Origin of the sequence: Epilithonimonas hungarica (assembly GCF_900102265.1) — a bacterium.
Classification (GTDB): domain Bacteria; phylum Bacteroidota; class Bacteroidia; order Flavobacteriales; family Weeksellaceae; genus Epilithonimonas; species Epilithonimonas hungarica.
Genome location: NZ_FNBH01000001.1, coordinates 442,621 through 463,902, shown reverse-complemented (window position 1 = coordinate 463,902; position 21,282 = coordinate 442,621). Strand labels below are relative to the sequence as shown.

Annotated in this window: 19 protein-coding genes and 1 other RNA gene; 2 read left to right on the top strand and 18 right to left on the bottom strand. The window is 34.7% G+C overall.

The features are described 5' to 3' along the window. Window positions 1-4 precede the first annotated feature (4 nt). From BLT30_RS02185 to glyA, 9 genes are all read right to left on the bottom strand, one after another. Window positions 5-886: a glycosyltransferase family A protein gene (locus tag BLT30_RS02185; RefSeq protein ID WP_089871022.1), complete on the bottom strand. Its 882-nt coding sequence runs from the start codon at window positions 884-886 to the stop codon at window positions 5-7. Next, window positions 886-1,740, bottom strand: coding sequence for a glycosyltransferase family 2 protein (locus tag BLT30_RS02180; protein WP_089871021.1), 855 nt, complete (start codon window positions 1,738-1,740; stop codon window positions 886-888). The genes BLT30_RS02185 and BLT30_RS02180 overlap by 1 nt, the downstream gene beginning before the upstream one ends. Continuing rightward, complete coding sequence (locus BLT30_RS02175; protein WP_089871019.1) at window positions 1,740-2,933, bottom strand: polysaccharide pyruvyl transferase family protein; 1,194 nt, start codon at window positions 2,931-2,933, stop codon at window positions 1,740-1,742. Before BLT30_RS02175 ends, BLT30_RS02180 begins: the two co-directional genes overlap by 1 nt. Window positions 2,934-2,936: 3 nt before the next feature. Then, window positions 2,937-4,433: an MATE family efflux transporter gene (locus BLT30_RS02170; RefSeq protein WP_262488082.1), complete on the bottom strand. Its 1,497-nt coding sequence runs from the start codon at window positions 4,431-4,433 to the stop codon at window positions 2,937-2,939. A gap of 180 nt (window positions 4,434-4,613) precedes the next feature. After that, complete coding sequence (locus BLT30_RS02165) at window positions 4,614-6,938, bottom strand: GumC family protein (RefSeq protein WP_089871014.1); 2,325 nt, start codon at window positions 6,936-6,938, stop codon at window positions 4,614-4,616. Window positions 6,939-6,942: 4 nt separating this feature from the next. Then, window positions 6,943-7,653 (bottom strand): polysaccharide biosynthesis/export family protein, encoded by a 711-nt coding sequence (locus tag BLT30_RS02160; RefSeq protein ID WP_245707094.1) that lies wholly within the window; start codon window positions 7,651-7,653, stop codon window positions 6,943-6,945. A gap of 137 nt (window positions 7,654-7,790) precedes the next feature. Continuing rightward, a complete protein-coding gene (locus tag BLT30_RS02155) occupies window positions 7,791-8,414 on the bottom strand; it encodes an outer membrane beta-barrel protein (RefSeq protein WP_175487117.1) in 624 nt (207 codons plus the stop codon). A gap of 144 nt (window positions 8,415-8,558) precedes the next feature. Continuing rightward, window positions 8,559-9,050: a regulatory protein RecX gene (locus BLT30_RS02150; protein WP_394332189.1), complete on the bottom strand. Its 492-nt coding sequence runs from the start codon at window positions 9,048-9,050 to the stop codon at window positions 8,559-8,561. 29 nt (window positions 9,051-9,079) lie between these two features. Beyond that, on the bottom strand, window positions 9,080-10,348 hold the full coding sequence (gene glyA / locus BLT30_RS02145) for a serine hydroxymethyltransferase (RefSeq protein WP_089871008.1): 1,269 nt from the start codon (window positions 10,346-10,348) through the stop codon (window positions 9,080-9,082). A 77-nt stretch (window positions 10,349-10,425) separates the two neighbouring features. On the opposite strand from glyA, the gene BLT30_RS02140 reads away from it, so the two are divergent. Continuing rightward, on the top strand, window positions 10,426-10,722 hold the full coding sequence (locus tag BLT30_RS02140) for a hypothetical protein (protein WP_089871007.1): 297 nt from the start codon (window positions 10,426-10,428) through the stop codon (window positions 10,720-10,722). A 172-nt stretch (window positions 10,723-10,894) separates the two neighbouring features. On the opposite strand, the gene BLT30_RS02135 is transcribed toward BLT30_RS02140, so the two are convergent. The 7 genes from BLT30_RS02135 to BLT30_RS02105 all read right to left on the bottom strand — a co-directional run bounded on the left by BLT30_RS02135 (window position 10,895) and on the right by BLT30_RS02105 (window position 17,672). After that, window positions 10,895-11,485 (bottom strand): Fic/DOC family protein, encoded by a 591-nt coding sequence (locus tag BLT30_RS02135; RefSeq protein ID WP_089871005.1) that lies wholly within the window; start codon window positions 11,483-11,485, stop codon window positions 10,895-10,897. Next, window positions 11,485-12,372: a DUF72 domain-containing protein gene (locus BLT30_RS02130; RefSeq protein ID WP_089871004.1), complete on the bottom strand. Its 888-nt coding sequence runs from the start codon at window positions 12,370-12,372 to the stop codon at window positions 11,485-11,487. Before BLT30_RS02130 ends, BLT30_RS02135 begins: the two co-directional genes overlap by 1 nt. 90 nt (window positions 12,373-12,462) lie before the next feature. Then, the gene (locus tag BLT30_RS02125; protein ID WP_089871002.1) at window positions 12,463-13,137 is read right to left on the bottom strand and encodes a T9SS type A sorting domain-containing protein; all 675 of its coding nucleotides are present in this window, start codon (window positions 13,135-13,137) and stop codon (window positions 12,463-12,465) included. Between the two features lie 149 nt (window positions 13,138-13,286). Then, complete coding sequence (locus tag BLT30_RS02120) at window positions 13,287-14,981, bottom strand: ribonucleoside-diphosphate reductase subunit alpha (protein ID WP_262488078.1); 1,695 nt, start codon at window positions 14,979-14,981, stop codon at window positions 13,287-13,289. Window positions 14,982-14,990: 9 nt separating this feature from the next. After that, window positions 14,991-15,239, bottom strand: a complete 249-nt coding sequence (locus BLT30_RS02115; protein WP_245707093.1) for a hypothetical protein — start codon at window positions 15,237-15,239, stop codon at window positions 14,991-14,993. 262 nt (window positions 15,240-15,501) lie between these two features. Continuing rightward, a complete protein-coding gene (locus BLT30_RS02110; protein WP_089870997.1) occupies window positions 15,502-16,476 on the bottom strand; it encodes a ribonucleotide-diphosphate reductase subunit beta in 975 nt (324 codons plus the stop codon). 380 nt (window positions 16,477-16,856) lie between these two features. Further along, a complete protein-coding gene (locus BLT30_RS02105; protein WP_175487116.1) occupies window positions 16,857-17,672 on the bottom strand; it encodes a carboxypeptidase-like regulatory domain-containing protein in 816 nt (271 codons plus the stop codon). 554 nt (window positions 17,673-18,226) lie between these two features. Here BLT30_RS02105 and ssrA point away from each other — a divergent pair. After that, window positions 18,227-18,626: a transfer-messenger RNA gene (gene ssrA, locus BLT30_RS02100) on the top strand. A 36-nt stretch (window positions 18,627-18,662) separates the two neighbouring features. Here ssrA and BLT30_RS02095 read toward each other — a convergent pair. Both BLT30_RS02095 and BLT30_RS02090 read right to left on the bottom strand, forming a co-directional pair. After that, the gene (locus BLT30_RS02095; RefSeq protein WP_089870993.1) at window positions 18,663-19,847 is read right to left on the bottom strand and encodes a BamG family beta-barrel-assembly machinery protein; all 1,185 of its coding nucleotides are present in this window, start codon (window positions 19,845-19,847) and stop codon (window positions 18,663-18,665) included. 57 nt (window positions 19,848-19,904) lie between these two features. Then, window positions 19,905-21,248, bottom strand: coding sequence for a DUF4270 family protein (locus tag BLT30_RS02090; RefSeq protein WP_175487115.1), 1,344 nt, complete (start codon window positions 21,246-21,248; stop codon window positions 19,905-19,907). Window positions 21,249-21,282: the final 34 nt, after the last annotated feature.

Sequence of the window (21,282 nt, the reverse complement as noted above, 5' to 3'; positions counted from 1 at the left end):
AAATCTATTTTAAGAGGCTTTTAAATGCTATGGTCAAATATTTAAATTTTAATGTTCTTAGAAAGATTATCATAAAATCTATTGCAGAAGAACGCCTTATTTTTTTTTCTTGAGAAATATATTTTGTAACTGCAAGCGTTCTTAATTGTTTGACTATAAAAAAATCCCATTCGATTTTGCTAAAATCATTCTTGTGGCGCTCAACAAACTTTTTGATTTGCTGAAGAGATTTTTCCGTCTTTTCTATTGAAGCAGAGGTAATTCTAGCTTCATTATGCTCATGCATCACGTGTAATGCTATTTCCATAGTCCCAAAGCTTAATCCTTTTTTTAAGGCATTCATCAAAAAAAAATTGTCCTGAAATCGTGGTATATTGATAAACCCATCGGTTTTCATAAAAGATGATTTTCTGATACAAAGCATTGGTGTAAAGAAGTTGCCATTCAGAACAAAACTTTTGAAGTCACCTACCATTGGCATATTGGAGGTGGAAAAGATTTCCTTTCCAATATGATCCAGTCTCTTAAAAGCAGCCAAACAACCATCGTAGTTTTTATGTTTTTCTAGAAAATCAATTTGATCCTGAAGCTTGTTATCCAAAAACTCATCATCATCATCTAAGAAAAACAAAAATTCGCCGCTTGCCAAATCTACTCCTTTGTTCCTTGCGACACAGGCACCCGAATTAACATCCAGAGCAAAGTAATTCGTATATGGATTTATCGGAATTTTTGACCGAGTCAATTTTTGAGCTACTGTACCTTTTCCATTATCATCGATAACCAGTATCTCATAATTTTTGAATGACTGATTCAATACACTATTGATTGCTCTTTGCAAAAACATCGGTCTTCCAAAAGTTGTTATGATAATAGAAGCTTTCATTAATTAAACAATTTGTATGATTTTTTTATTCTACTTTTATTATTAAATAAGTACAAAATCAATTTCAAATAACTTTTATGATTTTTCCCAAATGACGACAGCTCTTTTAAAAGACTATATATTGTCTTATAAAAACTTAATGAAAAACCTCCATCGATTGACTTAATCTGTATGAGATATCTTGCTACAAGATGATTCCAGGCACGTTCTTCAGTCATCTTACGCTCTTTTCTATCATGTACAGCTTTAGCTTCTTTTATAATTCCTATTTTGTACCCTCTTTTTCTTACCCGCAGACACAGGTCTATGTCTTCACCATAAAAAAAGAAAATCGGATCAAAGCCTTTCACAACTTTCAAACAGCGTAAGGAAATCAAAAGAAAGGCTCCATTTATATATTCTATATCCACTACAGATTTATCGGATTTTGTCAAATCAATATTGCCAAGATATTTCTTGAATCCAAAATCATATTCTTTTTCTGAGCCATCAAAATGTGCCGGAGAGAATAAACCATAAGACTCATAGTCTATTGATGATATAATTGGAAAAACATGTTTCCAAAAATCATGGAACAGCCAACCATCATGATTTATAAGGAAAACAAAATCGTAACCTTCTTTTTTTGCTATTTCAAAGCCAAGATTATTAGCTTTGGCAAATCCTAAATTCTCTTTGGATTCAATTAATCTGACTTTTGGAAACTTCTCTTTAATAATTTTCAACGTTTGGTCATTTGATCCGTTGTCAATTATTAGGACATCGACTTTATCAGTCCCTTGAAAAATCGAATTAATGTTTTTTTCTATCCACTTTTCAGAATTATAAGTTATAAGTAAAGACAATATCTTCATTATACTAATAATTTTGCGATTAAATTGTCAACACTTTCGTAATATTTCTGTTTTTGTATTTGTGTTGCCTGTGTAATCTGATCCAATATGTTGTCTAACGCATCCACAGTAACAAAGCAATCATAGAAATCCCCTGTCTTTGCCATAAGCATATCCGCATCTAATCCTGACCACGTTTTTATATAATTATATAATTTGGTTTGTTCTGGATTCAGTCCAATATATTTCACGCCAAAACTCATTGCAGTAATAACTCCGTGTAAACTTGTTCCAATATAGAAACTCGAAAAAGCAATCAACCCCATAATAGATTCAACATTAGGATTAGACACAATGGTTACCCTATTATTTTCCTGACCAATTCTTTCATATATTTGCTGCAGGATAACATGATCCTCATGGCCTTTTGCTGTTCCTATCGGACATAACACAATATTGTAGTTTGAATTATTCAATATTTTTAATAATTCAAAAACAGTTTGGTCTAAGTCATTCTGAATTTTAAATTTTGAAATCTGAAAAAAAACATAGTTATTAAAAAATAATTTCTGATCTTTTAAAGCTGTTTCCAAATAATTTTTTCTAATTACATCAGACATTATAATAGCTGAATCGGGATATACATACAGTTTGGTGAACTTTCCCTGCATTTGAGAATATCCCTCTGAATCTCTAATCGCAAAATAATCAGCTTCTTTGATTCTTTCTTCAGAGATAACATATTTCAGCCCTCCTACAGAGTTATATAATACTTTAATCTCTTTTTTAAAGTCCTTTTTATTGATTAAAAAAGGGTATTCCGATTTTGCACCAAGCATTTTTTTTATTATTGGATAAATATACTTTGATGTCGCAAACGGCGTTCTTTCATATATTAAAGAATATATTGGATTAATGAAAGAATATAGCCTTGCCCAAGTTGCTCCTAGGCTTTCACCTCCGGCAACTATTATAACATCAATCTTACCATAATCTATATCAGCAACCAATTCCTTATAACTTTTTGATTCGAAAGCTCCTTTATGTGTCAGGTCTGATTTAACAATAGAATATTTATTTAATTTGATTTGCTTTCCAATTTTCTTAGAAAATGCAAAATCAAGCATTAAAGCAAACAATAAGTCCCCATAATTCATTCTATCATGGGGGCCAAATATTGCTATTTTACTATAATCGACTATATCTGCATCCATATATTATCTACACAATTTAGCTCTTATTAATTTTAAAAATCGAATTCTGTCTACTTTATCTAACCCAAATATTACAATTACCACAAATACAACTGAAATTATCATAATAGTGTTCGCAACAAAATTTAAAAATTCATTATCAATATCAATTATTATTGAATATTTAAAAGAAAAGTAAATAAAAAAACAAGTAATAGCACTCACAAAAATGATAGGCAGAATTACTTCTCTCACGTAAATCGCAACATCTAACTTTAGCATTCGTTTTAAGAATGAAATCCTAAATAATAAAGCAAATAGAGAAATGATAATTAATACCCAATATACATTAATGGGATTTGAACTGTAATAAAAAACAATTGCTGTAATCGGAAGTGTAAGAAAGATAAAACTTCCAATGATTATCTGATACCATTTAATTTTACCTGTGGCCTGTGCTCCAACCATCAAAGGGTTTGAGATTGTTTCTACGAGAGAATATATTAATGTAAGCTTTAAAAACTCTATGGTGTATGGGGGGACTGTTTTGAGCCATAGATGCATTATATAATTTATATTATACAAAAAGGGAACAGCAATTATAAACATTGCAAAAAATGAAAATTTTGAGCTTTTATATATCAAATTTAGAGACGTTGCCAGCTCTCCTTTTGCATAGGATTTTGTGATTTGAGGATTAATTGCCACTTGAAAGTTCCCAACAAATGAGCCTATAATACCCTGTACCATTATTGCCAAACTATAAGCAGTATTGGCAATTGGTCCAAAGAACATATTGAGCAGGATATTACTTCCCTGCCCGCGAGCAACGTTGGCGATATTGCCAAATAGATTCCATCCTGAATAACTCATCAATTCTTTATAATATGCCTTATCAAAATAAAATTTATATCTAGATTCTTTAAAATGTTTTTTGCAATAGATTTTATATATCAATCGTATCACAAAAACAACACAGAAGGTCAATAGTGAATAGAGAATAAGTTTATCTGTATCGGTTTTCAGAAGTAGAAAAACAATTATTAATTTAAGTATCGCCTCTAGTATACTAATATAAGCATACACATTCATGTGCTCTCGTGCGAATAATAAAGCATTATATGGAACTTGTATTATTTCCAAAATAAAAGCAAATATTGAAAACTGGTATACCCAATTTGCCGCTACAATTCTTCCAGCAGGAATTTTTAGATTAAAATTTAGAAACCACAGACCTAAAGTCTCTGCAAAAATCAGTATAATTAATGCTATTAAGATATGAATGTTAAGTGTTGAATTGAAAGTCTTTTGTAGGCGCTCCGTATTATTTTTTCCAATGTCAAATGACAAATATCTTTGGGTAGCAGATGCCATTGCAGAATTTAGAAATGCAAATGTTGAGACAATGCCCCCTACCAGACCATAAATACCGTAATCAATAACCCCTAATGCCTGTAATACCAGCCTAGAAGTATATAGACCAACTCCCATTATCAGAAACATTCGAAAATACAAAAACAAAGAGTTTTTTGCTATGGTTTTATTATTTGACAATCTTACAATTTTAATTATTACTTATTGGTATCCATGAGTTCCATCGCAAGTATGATTTACAATAATTCAATTCTAAAAGTACATTTAATGATTTTTCTAAAAACATTTATTAGATAGAGAATTAATTGAAGGCGGCGATGATTCAAATCATCTTCTCTTGAATATTTTCCTTAAAATTCCTTTTTCTGTGGTCTCACTATAATATCCATAACCATATTTATAACCATATCTGGAAAACTCAGGTTTGACATTGTTCAGGACAAAAACCATATTGCTTATAGCATTATCATTTTTAAAACTAGATGCAAAGCTAATCATATCATTCTCTGTAAACTCAGACTTGATAGTATAAACTACAATATCTGCAACATCTACCAAATGTAGAGAGTCACTTACCAACATTATTGGAGCAGAATCCAAAACAATGTAATCGTATTCTTTTTTGAGTTCTTCTATCATTTCATCAAATTTCTTCATATCCAACAAATCGTTGGGATTAGGAGCCTTTGCACCGCTAAAGATAACATCTAAACCATCGGACAGACCGGACGAATGAATGAACTGATTGATTGAAACTTGATCCGAAACTAAGTAATCTGTAAGCCCACTCTTTTTTTCCTTCATATATCTCCGAAGCTGTGGATTTCTAATATCGGCTCCTATAAGGAGGGTCTTGCCTCCTCCAGATAGACTAACGGCAGTATTGGTTGAAATCGTAGTTTTCCCTTCTCCTTTGACCGACGAGGTAACCAGAATAACCCCTCCCTTTTGAATCGACCTTGACCTTAAAATAAATTTAATATTAGATGTAAGAATACGAAATGACTCTGCAAATACGCTAAAATCACTCTTTTCTATAAGCGGAACTTCGGAATCACTATGTGGCACCTCAGAAATGATTGGTATGTCACTGACAATAGCTTCTACATCCTCTTTCGAGCGAATCTTAGTATCTAGAATATTTTTTATGAAGATAATCAACAAGGGTAAAATGAAACCCAACACCAGAGATCCTATTCTAATCTGAATATAATTAGGTTTAACAATACCAATTGTGTAAGCAGGATTGACCAATTTCGTCTTTGGTGTGGTAACGGCTAAAGTAATAGCGTTCTCTTCGCGCTTCTGAAGGAGATATAAGTATAATGATTCTTTTAGGTTCCTCTGTCTTTCTATATTTCGAAATATCCGTTCTCTAGTAGGATATTTTAGTATAGAACCCTTATCCTCACCAATTTCCATATTGGTTTGCCCAATATTTTTCTGTAATTGGGCTCTACTTTGTTGGATATTGTCTCTTATAAGCCCTTTCAATTCTATTAACTCTTTATCAAAAGCCTTGATGGATGGATTAGCATTTGTTGCCTGATTCATAGTTCTTTTCTTGAGAAGAACTATGTCATTGTATTGTTTTAAGAGTGCTTCTGTTGTTTCAGGCATCCCAAGACCTGTGGGGAATAACTGTTCTTTTCCTGAAACAGCCATATCATAAATTGCGTTGATAATCTGGAGCTTTGCAGATTCGTTAAAGATATTCTCCACATTACCACTTAACCTTTCTACAGCAATACCTGCTTGAACATCAAGATCTGTAAGTTTGTTGATTTTTTTAAAATTTTCTTTATCAAGCTCAATTTTACCAAGATCTCCAGATATTAGCTCAAGACGTTCATCAATAAACCTTGCAGTATTTTCTGCCTCTGCATTTTTATCATTAATACCATCCAGATTATATTGTTTAGAGAGTTCGTTCAAGATGTCTTCAGACTTTTGGGGCACAAGACCTACCATGGAAATATCCATTAACAAACCATTTGGTAATTTGACATCCAAGTTAGACTCTAGTTGCTTTTCTGCCGAGCTGGCATTCTTGAAAACCAGAAAGTTCTTATACGGTCTATAGCCATTAGGATTTTTTGTAATTATAATCCGCCCCCAAGGTAATGCTACAGGCTCACCATAATGGAAAATATTTTTAGAACCGTTAAGAGGTCCCTCTGTAAGTCTAAAACTATCATTATTAACAGGTTCTATATAATATGAAGCACCACCAAAGCTTTTATCAGAGAACAAAATTTTCCCAAAATAAGGTGAAAGGTCATAAAGTTCAACTTCACGAATTTTTCCTTTTGCAAAAAAATTCACATCTAGATTAAGATTCTTCACAACCTTTGTTATGATTGGCTTAGAGACAATGATAGCAGCTTCACCTTGTAATTCTTCATCATCGCTAATTCCCATACCCAAGTTCTTCAAATCCGATAGAGTCCCTTTATCATTCTTAGTTTCTTGAAACAGCAATGTCGTCTTTGAAAGATATTGAGGTTGTGTATATTTGAGGTAAAGATTGGCTAATAGATAGAACAATATAATGCTCAATAATATCCAAGGCCAATATTTTAGAAATCTAAAAATTTCCTTCTTAAAATTTATCTTTTTTTGGCTATTAAGATTTGAATCTAATAATTCCATCAATTTAATTCGTAAATCTGATTAGTAAAGTTGCAACACTTACAACTACCGCTATGAGTTGCCACGTTAATGTTCTATTAGGATTGTTATTAGCCGCAATCTGTTTGTTCTTGTCTGGCTCAACATATAGAATATCATTCTGTTGCAAATAGTAATAAGGCGAATTAACAATACTTGCATCTGAGAAATCTAACTGAATTACTGAATCTTTTTTACTTTCTTCAGAATAACGTAACAATTTGACCTTGGTACGGTCAGCATAATCTGTCATATCACCAGCCAATGCCAGTGCTTGAAATAGATTGATGCGTTCTGTGGTAGGAGTTTTACTCCCTGGAATCTTCACTTCACCTAAAACACTTATGTTAAGATTTACAAGACGTATATCAACTAAAGGGTCTATAAGATACTGTTTGAGCCGTTGTTCCAAATCTTCTTTTAATTGTTGCTTTGTCATTCCCTGACAATAGATTTTGCCTAAGACTGGAAATGTAATGAAGCCATCAGTTGAGACTACATACTTACTACCAGTAGTAGAACTTCCCATATTAGGTTCTGACAGATTACTGGTTGTAGTAATTGTATTGAGATTGAAAGGCTTGACAGCAATATCATCAAAAGCAGAAACAACTATTTCCAATATATCACCCTGCTTGATCTTCAATCCCGTATACCTTGCCTGATTTGCTTCTTGCTCAAAATTATGATTACTCATATATATCATATTCTCTTTAGGTTTGCAAGAAAAAGTCAATATGAATATGAGAAGTATAAAAATCCGTCTTTTCATCTTAAAAAGCTGCAAATAATAAATCTTGCAGAATCACAATAAATTTAATTTATTAGATTTTTTCAGTTAGTCTCTCCTATATAGTAGCTAAGACCAATGGCCAGGAATCTGTTGTAAGTACTTTGAGCTGCGTAATCTTTATAAACCTTGGACAGACCTCTGTCGAATCTTACAAATACATCCCATTTATTATCCACTTTTACACCAACTTTTGCAGAAACCCCATAACCAAAACTATCTGCCTTTTGCCCTAGGCCAAATTTTGCAGGATCATATCCCGCAGCCATCGCCTTGTTTACAGCATCTCCTTCTTCAATCTTTTCTGACACAAGAAATTCGAATTTTGGTCCAACCATAAAGTATATATCTCCTTTATAACCATGATTCTTCATGAAATACTTTAGGTAGATAGGTACGGCAATATAAGTATTATTATATTTTTGACGATTATTATCATCTTCGTTCCATGAAGCGCGTTCTCCAATAGTATAAACTTCCAATTGAGGTGTTAGATACAACCAAGCAGAGTCATAGATATCATTAGGAACTATAGAAAGGTCTGCAAAAATACCAACACTGCCACCAAAATTAGCTTTTGATGCATTATGAATACCTGCAATAGAACCTCTATGCAAACTTCCTGTTACACCATACTTTATAAATTGAGCGTTAATAGAGCCAAACACCAATAAGGAATATATAACAATTAGCTTTCTCATGAATTTTATTTGTTCGAATTTGGGACGAAATTAAGAATTTTTTATTTATTTTTAACAATTAATTTCAAATCTAAGGTTTATTTTCATATTAATTTAAATTAACGTAGATTCTTAGTCATTTTTTAAAATATCCAAAATCACGTCATACTCGAAGCCTTTTGAAATTAGATGCTTGATTGCCTTGCTTCTTTTCTGATAATCTTTAAGCCCTTTTTGCTTGGAAAAATAATCTTCATAGATTTTATTTACTGTTTTTTCGTAGTCAATTTCATCAATTTCGTCCATACATTTGGAAATCAATTTGTCATTAATACCTTTTTGCTTGAGGTTCATTTTTATTTTATTCCTTCCCCAATGTTTGATATAGAATTTACCCCGGATATAACTTCTCGTGAAACGTTCTTCATTAAGATAATTTTCCTTAATCAAATAAAGAATAATTTCTTCCTTGGCTTCCGGAATCAAAAGAAACTCCTTCATCTTCTGCTCTACTTCATAATGACATCTGTCCTGATAGACACAATAGTTTACAAGCTTCAGTTTAATTTCATCAAAAGTGAATGATTTTTTATCCATAAAAAAAGAATGAACAAAGATGCTCATTCTTTTTTTAATATTCAGAATTGTTTTTCTTAATAATTGAAAAGTGCATGACCTTCCATCAATTCGTTTACTTTTTTTCTCACAGATAATAACACATTTTCGTCTTTAATATTATCCACTACTTCAGAAATCAAGCCTGCAATCGTTGTCATATCGTTTTCTTTAAGACCTCTTGTCGTAATTGCTGCAGTTCCTAGACGAATTCCCGAAGTTGTAAAAGGCGATTTGTCATCAAAAGGAACCATATTTTTGTTACAAGTAATATCTGCTTTTACCAAAGCTTTCTCGGTTTCTTTTCCGTTCACATTTTTATTTCTAAGGTCGATCAGCATCAAATGATTATCCGTTCCCCCACTCACAATTTCGAAACCTAGATCTATCATTGATTTTGCCAAAGCCTGAGCATTTGCTTTAACTTGTTTTGCATAAACTTCAAATTTAGAATCAATAGCTTCCGCAAATGCAACTGCTTTCGCTCCAATAACGTGTTCCAACGGACCACCTTGAATTCCCGGAAAAACAGCACCGTCCAAAACAGCACTCATCAATTTAGTTTCGCCTTTCGGTGTTTTATGTCCATAAGTATTTTCAAAATCTTTCCCCATCATAATCATTCCACCTCTTGGGCCTCTCAATGTTTTGTGAGTCGTAGTCGTCACAACGTGACAATGTTCAAATGGATTATTCAAAAGACCTTTTGCAACCAAGCCTGCGGGATGCGCAATATCTGCCCAAAGTGTCGCACCTATTTCATCTGCAACTTCACGGAATTTTGCATAATCCAAATCTCTGGAATAAGCCGAGAATCCTGCAATTAGCATTTTTGGCTTTTCTCTCAGAGCCACTTCTCTCATTTGGTCATAATCAATCAGCCCCGTTTCCTTTTGAACACCATAAGAACAAACCTGGTATTGGATTCCGGAAAAGTTAACTGCAGACCCGTGAGTCAAATGTCCGCCCATAGACAAGTCCATTCCCATCACTTTATCACCCGGTTTAAGAACGGAAAGATAAATTGCAGCATTGGCCTGAGAACCAGAATGCGGCTGAACGTTCACATAATCGACTCCAAACAATTCTTTCGCCCTGTCAATTGCCAGCTGCTCTACCTCATCCACTACTTCGCACCCTCCGTAATAACGTCTTCCTGGATAGCCTTCTGCATATTTATTGGTCAGCACACTTCCCATGGCTTTCATCACGTTTTCGGAAACAAAATTTTCCGAAGCAATTAATTCTATTCCGTGTGTTTGTCTTTGTCTTTCTTTTTCAATTAGTTCAAAAATCGGGTCTTGCATTTCTTAGATTTATTTTTCCCAAAAGTAAGAAATTCTAAAGAAATTTTCATACCTTTCATTGATTAACCTTATTCAAAATGAAATCAAAGAAAAAATATAAAAAAGAACTTCTAAAATCTCTGAAATATATGGAAGCTGCGGAAAGTGCTTCACTAAGAGTAATGACCAATCTGATGCTTCTGAAAGAACTGAAAGAAAGCAATATCAGCTTCAAAAAAGGTGATGTATTTTCTTTTGAAGATGATATTTTTGATTATAGCGATGATAAAAACGTCCGTATCCTGGCTAAACTTCGTAAAAAAACAATGAAAGCAATGAATAAGCTCGTTGAAAACAATAAATTCAAAGATAAGGAACTGAAGTTTTTGGCTTAAGGTAGAATTTATTTTAGTAATTATTCCTTATATTTGATTATGCAAAAAGAAAAGATCAATACGTTCGATAAAAATAAGACCCTTCAATCTCTGAGAGGTTCTTTTGGTATTGAACGTATTAAAATTTCCAATAAATTTGCGAACGAAGCTTATAATCGTGTTTTAAAAAAAATCAAAGCAAAAGTTCAATAACTTTTATCATTGGCTGGTAATTCTTCATTGAAGCCGATTGAACAGCGAAGATATATTTTTCAAACAATTCTTCATTCATTTTTGTAAAGTCTAAAATCCCCCAACCATTTTTTCTTAACATCAAATTAAGTAATAAACGGGCTGTTCTACCATTCCCTTCTCTGAATGGATGAATATACAGTAATTCTGCGTGAACTCTAGCAATGTCGCCAGTTAAAAACACAGAATCGAATTTCTCATACTTATCTAAAAGATTATTTAAGATTTCGTTCTCAAATTCTCTCATTGATTCTTGTAAAAATCTGGCTGCTTGAAACATAAATCCAGATTTGGAAATATTGACTGTTCTATATTTCCCAGCAAATGAATAAACATCCTTTAAAGCTAAATAATGAATATTCTTAATATAATTTAAATCGAATTTTGTCTTATCAGAAAGTTGAGTCGTTAGTAATATTTCCGCATATAAAAACCCTTCAAACTCAGCTTCTTCGATTTCTTTCTTAGAATTCGAATTTAATAAGTTGGGAAGAATTTCATCTTCATCTGGATTTACATTATACTTAGTCATTAAAAAAGTGTCGGCTGCTCAGAAGCCATTGTCGGAATATGAATATCAATCCCAAATTCCTTATTCACATTCTCAATAAAATAAGCTGATAGTAATGGCGATGCTTTTTCAACATTCTGATGAACAAAGAAATAAAGATTTCGCAGGCCTTCTTTTTTCCAGACCTTGATTCTCTCCAACCAATCGTCCAATCTTGCATAATCGCTTTCTGCATTAGCTCCAACATAACGTATAAAAGCATTAGGCGTTGTTAGTCGCATATGAAGCATATCTCGTCTTCCAGCTGTATCGACGATGATGTTGGTGATATTATTCATTTCAAACAATTCACAAACCGTATTAAAAACTTCTTCATCCGTAAACCATTCCGTATTTCTCAATTCGATTGCCAAAGGAACTTCTTTTGGCCAATCCTGTACAAATTTCTCAAGACGTTCATAGTCTTTTGGTTTGAAATTATCGTGAAGCTGAAGAAAAACCATTCCTAATTTTCCATCGAAATTAAGAACTGCAGAAGCGAATTGCGTTACCACATCTGTAATATTCAGTAATCTTCGGAAATGTGAAACGGTGTTGGTAATTTTCGGAAAGAATTTGAAATCTTTCGGAGTTTTTTCTTTCCAGGTTTGGACTTGCTCTGCGGTTGGCATTCCATAGAAAGTGGCATTTAATTCAATCGAATTAAACTGGGTTGAATAATAAGACAATTCATCCTTCGTCCCTTTTGGATAAAACCCTTTGAGATCGGTCTTGTTCCATTTTGCACAGCCAATAGAGATATTTTCCAAACCTTTTTTATTCTGGTTAAGAATGAATTTGGTTTGAGGATGGTCTTTTGGTAAAGTAAAGTCTATCTGTGACGGGTCAGCAACTTGTCCGAATTTCATTGGGATTAAATTTAAAGTTCGAGGTTTAAAGTTAACAAAAAACCACAGAAAATATCTGCGGTTTAGAATTAAATATGGCAGAATGATTAATTATTCTTTAATGATTTTAATTTTTTCAGTCTTATTGTCAAAAGAAATCTGCATCATATAAACACCTTTTTTAAGCGACGCTGCGTTAATTTTTTGAGTAGTTGTCCCAGAAAGCACCAATTTACCTGTCATATCATAGAGAACAACAGAGTCTGGTTTATCATCCGAAACAATATTGATCACATCCTTCACAGGGTTTGGATAGATAGAGAATGCTGGTCTTGCAACATCACTCACTCCCAAAACTTTTTGAGTTCCAAAAACAAGTGTATCTCCGGCAGAAGTTGTCAATGTAAGGATTTGACCACTACCGCTACCCGTAATCACATAATTATGTACAAAATTGGTAGTTTTCTGAAGTGCCGAAAAATATTTGGTTTGAAAATCTGTCGTAACCGGACTTGCACAAGTACCGGCAATACCAGAATATTGGCTTATCCCGTACTGGGTAGAAGTCACATTGGTAATATTGTATGAGCGTTGCATACAAACCTGAGTATTGGCATCTCCCCAACCTGTATCATATGTTAATCTTGCAATAGATTCTTCATTTTGAGGAACATATTCTGTTCCATTGAAAGTCATTTTTTGCAAATACCAATCTCTGTTCAATGCAGTTTGAGCAATAACAAGTGAGCCTGCAAGAATTGCAGACAAAATAGTAATTTTTTTCATTATTTGTTGTTTTTAATTGAATACAAAACTACACAATAGGAAAAAACAAAACAAATGATTTTTAAAATTCCCTTATTGATTGTTATTATAAAAAAACCATCTCGTTTTACAAGATGGTTTCAATTATTAATTATTAATTATTAATTTATTTAAGCTTCACAAGCAGAACAAGTCACGAAGTTGACCATCAATTCTTTGGAAACCGAAGAACTTCTTTGGTAATACAAAGTTTTCACGCCTTTTTTCCAAGCTTCTATCATTACGTAATTAACATCTTTAACTGGCATTGTAGAAGGAATCTGCAAGTTAAGAGATTGTGCCTGGTCAATGTATTGTTGTCTTTGAGCAGCCTGAGAAACAATCTCCATTGGAGAAATCTCCCTGAACGTTTTAAATACCGCTTTCTCTTCAGCAGTCAAACCTTCCAGGTGTTGCACAGAACCGTGATTCAACATAATTGTTCTCCAGGTTTCTTCGTTGTCAAGACCTTTTTCGTCTAACAATTTTGCAAGATATTTGTTCTTACGCATAAAGTTTCCTTTTGCCAAACCTGCTTTGTAATAGTTGGAAGCGAAAGGCTCGATTCCAGGAGAAGTCTGTCCCAAAATTGCAGAACTTGAAGTGGTTGGCGCAATGGCCATTGTTGTTGTATTTCTTAGCCCATAGCCTTTCAGCATATCCGGTTCTCCGTAGATGTTCGCCAGCTCTTTGGAAGCAATCTCAGACTGTTCTTTGATGTGACGGAAAGCTCTTGCATTGAACTGAGTTGCTTCAAAACTTTCGAAAGGAATCATATTTTTCTGAAGGTAAGAATGGTATCCTAAAACGCCTAAGCCTAAAGCTCTGTGACGCATTGCAAAGTTTCTTGCTGAGGTCAGGTAATAATTCCCTTCTGTTTTTTCAATGAATTCTGATAAAACTGCGTCTAGGAAATAGATTGCCAATTTCACAGCGTTTGTATCTTTCCACTCATCATAAAGTTCAAGGTTCATAGAAGACAGACAACAGATAAAAGATTCATTAGCCGTTGAAGGCAACATAATCTCTGAACAAAGATTACTTGCGTTCACCATCAATCCCGCATCTTTATAAACCTGAGGTTTGTTTCTGTTCACATTATCTGTAAAGAAAATATAAGGAAGGCCTTTTTGCTGACGGCTTTCCAAAACTCTTGCCCAGATTTTTCTCTTTTCAACATCACCATCAATCATATCCTGCATCCAGTAATCCGGAACGCAAACTCCCGTAAACAAGTTTTGGATTGGACTTCCGATATCTTTGATGCTCAAGAACTCTTCAATATCTCCGTGGTCGATATCAAGGTAAGCCGCGAAAGCCCCTCTTCTCACACCACCCTGAGAAACCACATCCATCGCCGTATCGTACAATTTCATAAAAGAAACTGCTCCGGAAGATTTTCCGTTATCGGTAACCGCTGTTCCTCTGTTTCTCAGCTCTCCGAAATATCCAGAAGTTCCACCTCCGATCTTCGTCTGCATAATGACCTCACCCAATTTGTGGGTAATTCCTTCGATATTATCCGGAATATGAACGTTGAAACAAGATATCGGCAAACCACGCTGTGTTCCCATATTGGCCCAAACCGGAGAAGAAAAACTGATCCAACCTTTTACGATCATCTCTTTGAAAGCCGGTTGTAATTCCGGTTTGTAAAGACGTTTTGCTGCTGCAGTTGTAATCCTGTCGATTGCACCTTCCACAGTTTCCCCTTTCAAAAGGTAACCCCTGTTAAGCATTTGCTCAGACTCTTCATTGAGCCACCAGATATCTATATTTTCGTCCATCATAACTTTATTATTTTGCTTGCTAATTTTCTTTTTCAATTTACGGAATTAGTTCAAGAGTATCTTCTTGCTCCTTTCCAATTCTCCTACTTTCACTTTGTTGATATGTGTGAAGGTCACTTCCTCGTTCACCTCTTCAAACTGCTTTGCTTTTTTGATGCAATAATCAATTTTGTAGGCTACGGACATACATACCCTATGTCCTTTCGTCAAACCCATTCCCATATAAATGTATTCTCCTAAATGGAAATCCGCTGACTGAATTTGTTCAATTTCTGAAATAATGTCTGAGTTCATATTGATTTAAATTTAGTTGTTGGCTAATATTTAAATAATACCAAAGCGACTCAGACTTATATTTGGCTCTACTACATAAAAAAGAAAACTCCAAGAATCTGTAAACTATTTCTTAAAATTTTCTTTTTTCTTAAAGTGATATTCACTTTATAATTTCATTTGTTATTACTTGGAATAACAATATATCTTCTTGTAAACTACCCCGTCAAAAATCCTCTGAATTTTTGCCACCCCTTCAGGGAAGGGGAATTTGATTACTTTTTTAAAACAAATCGTTCGCTGTAATCGACTTGTCGTGTTTTGTATAATCTACCGGACGTTTCGCAAAGAAATCATCCATAGAGTTGGCAAAAACTTCCTCCTCGAACCAAATCATCGGTTTGTAATCTTCCGGCGTTACGTTGTATCTTGTCTTCATCCCGATTTTCTTCAAAGAGTCATCTACTCTGTATTTCATAAAATCAAGAAGGTTCTTTTTCGAGAATTTGTCCAATTCGCCTTGCTCGAAAATCCAATCTAAAATGTGACCTTCCATTTCAATTGATTCATCCACCAAGTCATAAATTGCTTCGATATCAGCATCATTCAATAAGTCTGGTTGTTCTTCACGGATCTTATTGATCAAATAGATTCCTCCATTCGCGTGGATCTGCTCATCAACAGAAGTCCAAGCGATGATGTTGGAAACGTTTTTCATATAACCTTTGAATCTCGTGAACGACAAAATAATCGCAAACTGACTGAAAAGTGAAACGTTCTCCACCAAAATACTGAACAGCAACAAAGCTGACATATAGGCTTTTGGATCATTGGAATTAGCATGTTGAAGCGCTTTTCCAAGATACTCTATTCTGTTTTTTACCGCCGGGATCTTAACAACTTCCAAGAACTCATCATTATATCCCAAAACTTCCAACAATCTGGAATAAGCTTCGGAATGACGGAATTCGCACTCTGCGAAAGTGGCGCCCAAACCATTCAATTCTGGCTTTGGAAGATGTTGATAAAGATTGCCCCAGAATGTTTTTACATTCACTTCGATCTGTGCGATGGCCAATAATGCGTTCTTAACTGCATTTTTTTCGTGAGGTTCCAACTGAGAATGAAAATCCTGAACATCTGCCGTGAAATCCACTTCAGAATGTACCCAAAAGGATTTGTTGATGGCTTCTACGAATTGTAGAACTTCCGGATATTCAAAGGGTTTATAGCTTACTCTCTTATCAAAAATTCCCATTATAAGCAGTTTTTATCAATTATTAAATTTATTTTGTAAAGAGAAAAAAAGCGTAATCTGTTATTATTTAGTGCGTAACGGAATTACATTTTTTCTCCAAAGCGGTAACACAAAAGTAGAGATTGATGTCTAAAAATGAAAGGGCAAAAGGTGGAAAAAAGGCAAAAAACTGACAATCATCTGTAAAAGTTTTCCACATTATGTTAAAAGCTCTATGAATAGGGATTTTAGGAGAATTTACCTTTATGCAAAGCTATTAATTGGCATTATTCAATTTAAACACTCAGCATAAAAACCAGTTACAAAGAATCAAATCAGCTAAACAAAACAAAAGCTCAAGATTGGTTTTATCCGCAACGGGTGAAAAATGGTTGAAATTTTTAACCTTCTGCCTGTTTCTTGGAGAAATTGTGGGTCTTGATATATTCGACGAAGGCTTCTTTGAGCTTGAATTCTATAGCAGCTTTGTTAAAGTTCTTTCGGTAGTTCTTTGCGAGGTCGTGGGCCTGGTCTGCGTAAGCCAGAAAAATATCGAAGTCGTACTCATCTAAGCCATATTTGGTGTAATAACCTAAATCGATGACGGATTTTACGCGCTTGTAGAATTCCTGGGTTTCTGCGTAGTCAGCAGTGGTTTTCGGAGATGATGTAGCTTTTCCAACCAAACCGCTGATCGCTCCTGCCAATTTCAGCAGATTCAGTTGTCCTGCTGCAAAATCAGGCTGCTTGAAAGCAGAAGGCGTTGTTGTTTTCGCTTCCACCTGATTAAGCGGCGTCTTCATATAAAGGCTCATCGAGCTATTGAGCGCTACAACTTTCGGCGGCGGATTAAGTCTTGTGACGTCTTTTTTCAAGATTCCGGTTGGTTTGAAACTCAGCTTGACTTCTTCTATTTCTTGTGGAATGGTCGTTAGTTTTACCTCAAGGCTTTTTGAGAAATTATCTGACGTTAGCGAAATCAATTTCCGTTCATAACCTTGTCTTACAATTCTCAATTCATCGGAAGGTTTTGCCGGGATGGCAAAGTTTCCCATCTTATCAGAAACTACAACTTGGTCGGTTCGCAGATTGTAAACACTTGCGCCTGGCAGTTTATCCCCACTTTCGTTGGTAATGTTCCCGAGAATATAATCTGACTGGGAGAAGGTCTTTATCGAGATGAGTGTGATGAGCAGAAATAATAATTTAATTTTCACGGAATCAAGTTTGTACAAAATTAGTTCTAATCGGTTTCTGTATTGTGATGAAAATGTTTTTTGAGAGATAGTTTAACCGACTTTAACCGGTTTTGTGAATTTTTTAGAATTTGGAAGTTTTGGTTTTGTTAAAATTATTTTGAGAATGATTTTGCTTGTTGCAGTTTTAATATCATTATCGAGATTATTTAAGCTTTGCAAGGGTGTTTTGTTCAGTGATTTTTTTATTACTCGCTGATTTGGCGGATTATGCTGATTTTATTTTTGAGCTAATTTGTTTTGAAGGGAAAATTTCTAATTGTTGACAAAGTTTGTTTTTTGCGAAGCGCGTGAGGGATGGTAGTGGAAATCCTTTTTGTCTTTGCCGAAACGCGCTCGAGAACCTCAGCATGACAAGACAAAAAGATTGCAATGGACAGCCCGACCCGAGCTGTTGCCCTTCGACAGGCTCAGGATGGCAAGCGGCTGCGAGGGGCACGCCCAAATTTGGTTTTTTGGTAAATAGTTGTTAGTTGGCTGTTTTATTTGTAAATTTGTAGTCTTATCTAAAAAAAGGGGTTGACTGGTTTCGACAGCAAGACCAATGGGTAAGTAAGCATGCAGAGAACCGTAGCGCGATCTCTTAAATCCCTTGCTACAACATTTTAACTGGCAACGAAGAGTTCGCTCTTGCAGCTTAATAATCGAAGTTTAGTAGATTCAAGCGTTTCCCGAAGATAGTAAGGAAGCAAGATGTCTCACAAATGCTCTGTTCTGCGGCGTTTGATTCTGGGATATAGGAATGCAGGAATAAGGTTTTGGGTGCTTTGACCAAAACTCGAAAATTTCAGAAGCTAAGGTTTAGGTTGGGTGTTTGCTCTCTGCCTGAGCTCGAAAATCAATAGCAGAATAAGCATGTAGAAGGCTTGCGTATTGCTTGTTTGGACGAGGGTTCGAATCCCTCCAACTCCACAAAAAAAAAGGAACTTTTAATGAGTTCCTTTTTTATTTTTAATTCAGATATCGTTTTGCGAACCATTTGTCCAGGAAATCCACGCTGATATTCAGCATATGATAATTTTCCTTTATAGCCGAATTATTTAAAAGACCTCTTTTGCCATAGCCGTAGCCAACATTCAGATTGATCTTGTTCATGGGTATTCCAACTCCTACTGTAGCTTCCATCTTATTGATATTTCGGTTATTGACCTTGTAATAGCCTGTATCATAATTGAGTCCGAAACGGTAGACCAGGTTCTCGGAAAATATCTGACTGGTCTTTCTTTCCGGAAGAAGCTCAAAACCTAGCCCATAAACACGCTGTCTATAATATTTCTCCGTTGTCACAGTATTTTTGACCTCGTTCCAATCACTTTGTGTATAATCAAAGCTGAAACGATATCTGTCATTCTTTAAAACGCTCACCCCTAACCCAACTTCCAACGGAAGCGTGGAGTCTTTTGAGGAAAGTTTGGTCGTGAGACTATTATTATAATCTCTGTCTTCTGTGTAGATGGTTTCCCCTTTGGCATTCAGATTACTCTTGAAATTAACAATGGCTCCTAAGGTCAACTGCAGTCTTTCTTTTTGAAAATACTTATTATACTGTGTTCCTAATCCATAACTAAATCCGGTATACCTTATATTTCTGCTTATCTCAAGTTCAGTTGTTGTGGTTATGATTTCCTTTCTGATAATAGTCCCGAAATTATTTTTTATCTTTCCTCCAACACTCCAATTATTATTAATCCTATAGCCTAGACCGACACCCAGATTAGAGATTCCACCACTTCCTTCATAAGTAATGGGATAATTGCTGGATGTCCCTTCTATAGGTATTTTGGAGTCAAATTGATAATCCGTGGAAGTTGTAGGTTGTACATTAGCACTCAAGAAGAACTTATTTGAAATTCTCATAGCCAATCCCAGATTGGTAAAATTACCGTTGATCCTTTTGTCTGCCCCCTGATTACTGGAAATACTATTGCTCTTTAGAAACCCTCCGACGTCGAAGATGACATTCTGTATCCCGATCGAGGTAAGAGATGCCGGATTTTTAGAATTGATGTAATCTGGAGATTCTAAAGCTATACCAGTATTTCCCAAAGAAATATTCCTTGCGTTATCAACATTATTGAACGTTCCAATCCCGAAATAAGAATAAGGCGAGGAATCCTGAGCGTGTATTTTCTGCATAAATATTCCAGCAAAAAATATCATTATTTTAATTTTGTGATACATAAATTTCTAAAATTAATAACCTAGAATATAAAGTTTAAGCTTGGCTGGATTGGTACTATTTTTAGAATCGCCGACTATTGCTTTCCCCGCCAGAACATCCAGGTAAGAAGATGGATAGATCAAAATATTATAATTGGAATTTGAGGTTTCCGAAAGAATATTATTGACATAGCTCAACATATCGACGGTATAAGCGTGATCACTCTGGAACTCACTTTCATCCAACAAAGCGATGGTGACCTCAGTCGTGCCGTCTGAATTATAAAAAGGCGAAATGACTGTATTTTTTTTGTCTCCCAAATAATAATAAAGGGGAGTTGGATTATAAAAATTTTTGGAATAATACCCCGCTACCGGACTCAGAGTTAGATTTGCACTGATGATTTTATAATTATCATAAAGATTCTTCAGCGTTTTCAGATAAGGGATTTCCACTTTCGTATAAACACCAATACCTGACATCAAATAAGTTTTATTTCCCAGGTTTTTAGATTCAATTGGTGTTGATGGTGTTAGATTAGCCAATTCCGAGCCTGTAAAATCACTATCGATCTTGTTATATTGATAAGTTGTACTCGGATTGATGTCAAGTGTATATTTCACATCTTCGGTCCCGTTTTGGGAAGTTGTGTGATAATACATCCTCACAATATTGGAGACTTTTTCTTTGGTCGTATTGCTGATTTGAACTTCATAAGACGAACTGACCCCAAAACGCAGCATTGCATTGTTATCAGAAGAAGGAACTAGTGCTAAACCTTTATAGAAATTAAGAAAATATTCTTGGTTATTAGCATCCTTACTTTTCAAAAGATCGAAAAGACCCTGACCATAACTCTGGTCAAGACGGATTCTTACGAAACTACTATCCGTATTTGGCCTTGGAAGAAACTCGGCTGTTCCTATCGAACTGGATGAATAATTGAATTTGCTCTTATTATAAAGATATCCATTATCCAGTTTTATCCTGCTTTCCATCGGATGGACATCCATTTTGAAAGTCCTAAGAGTATCTCCATAATAAGAATCGATATTGGTAAGATACATTACAATGGAGTCAAAAACCACATTACTTGTAGTTGCAAGATTATAACTCTCCGGTGTCAGCTCAAAGAGAGAAGACGAAGTTACCCTACCAAATGTATTATCTTTTATATTTCCCACCAACATTGCGCTTTTTCCGGACGTTACTACAGAATCCTTCATTATGGTTGACATCTTCAGTGTAAGCGTGTCGACCATTACAACTTTGGACTGTGCAGACATCCACGAATTCCCTACTTCATAAGTGTTGCTTTCTCTCTCGCAGGAGCATAAAAAGAGAACAGAAACACACAACAAAAGATATTTGTACATTATTTTTTTTGTAAACATACACTGACTATAATAT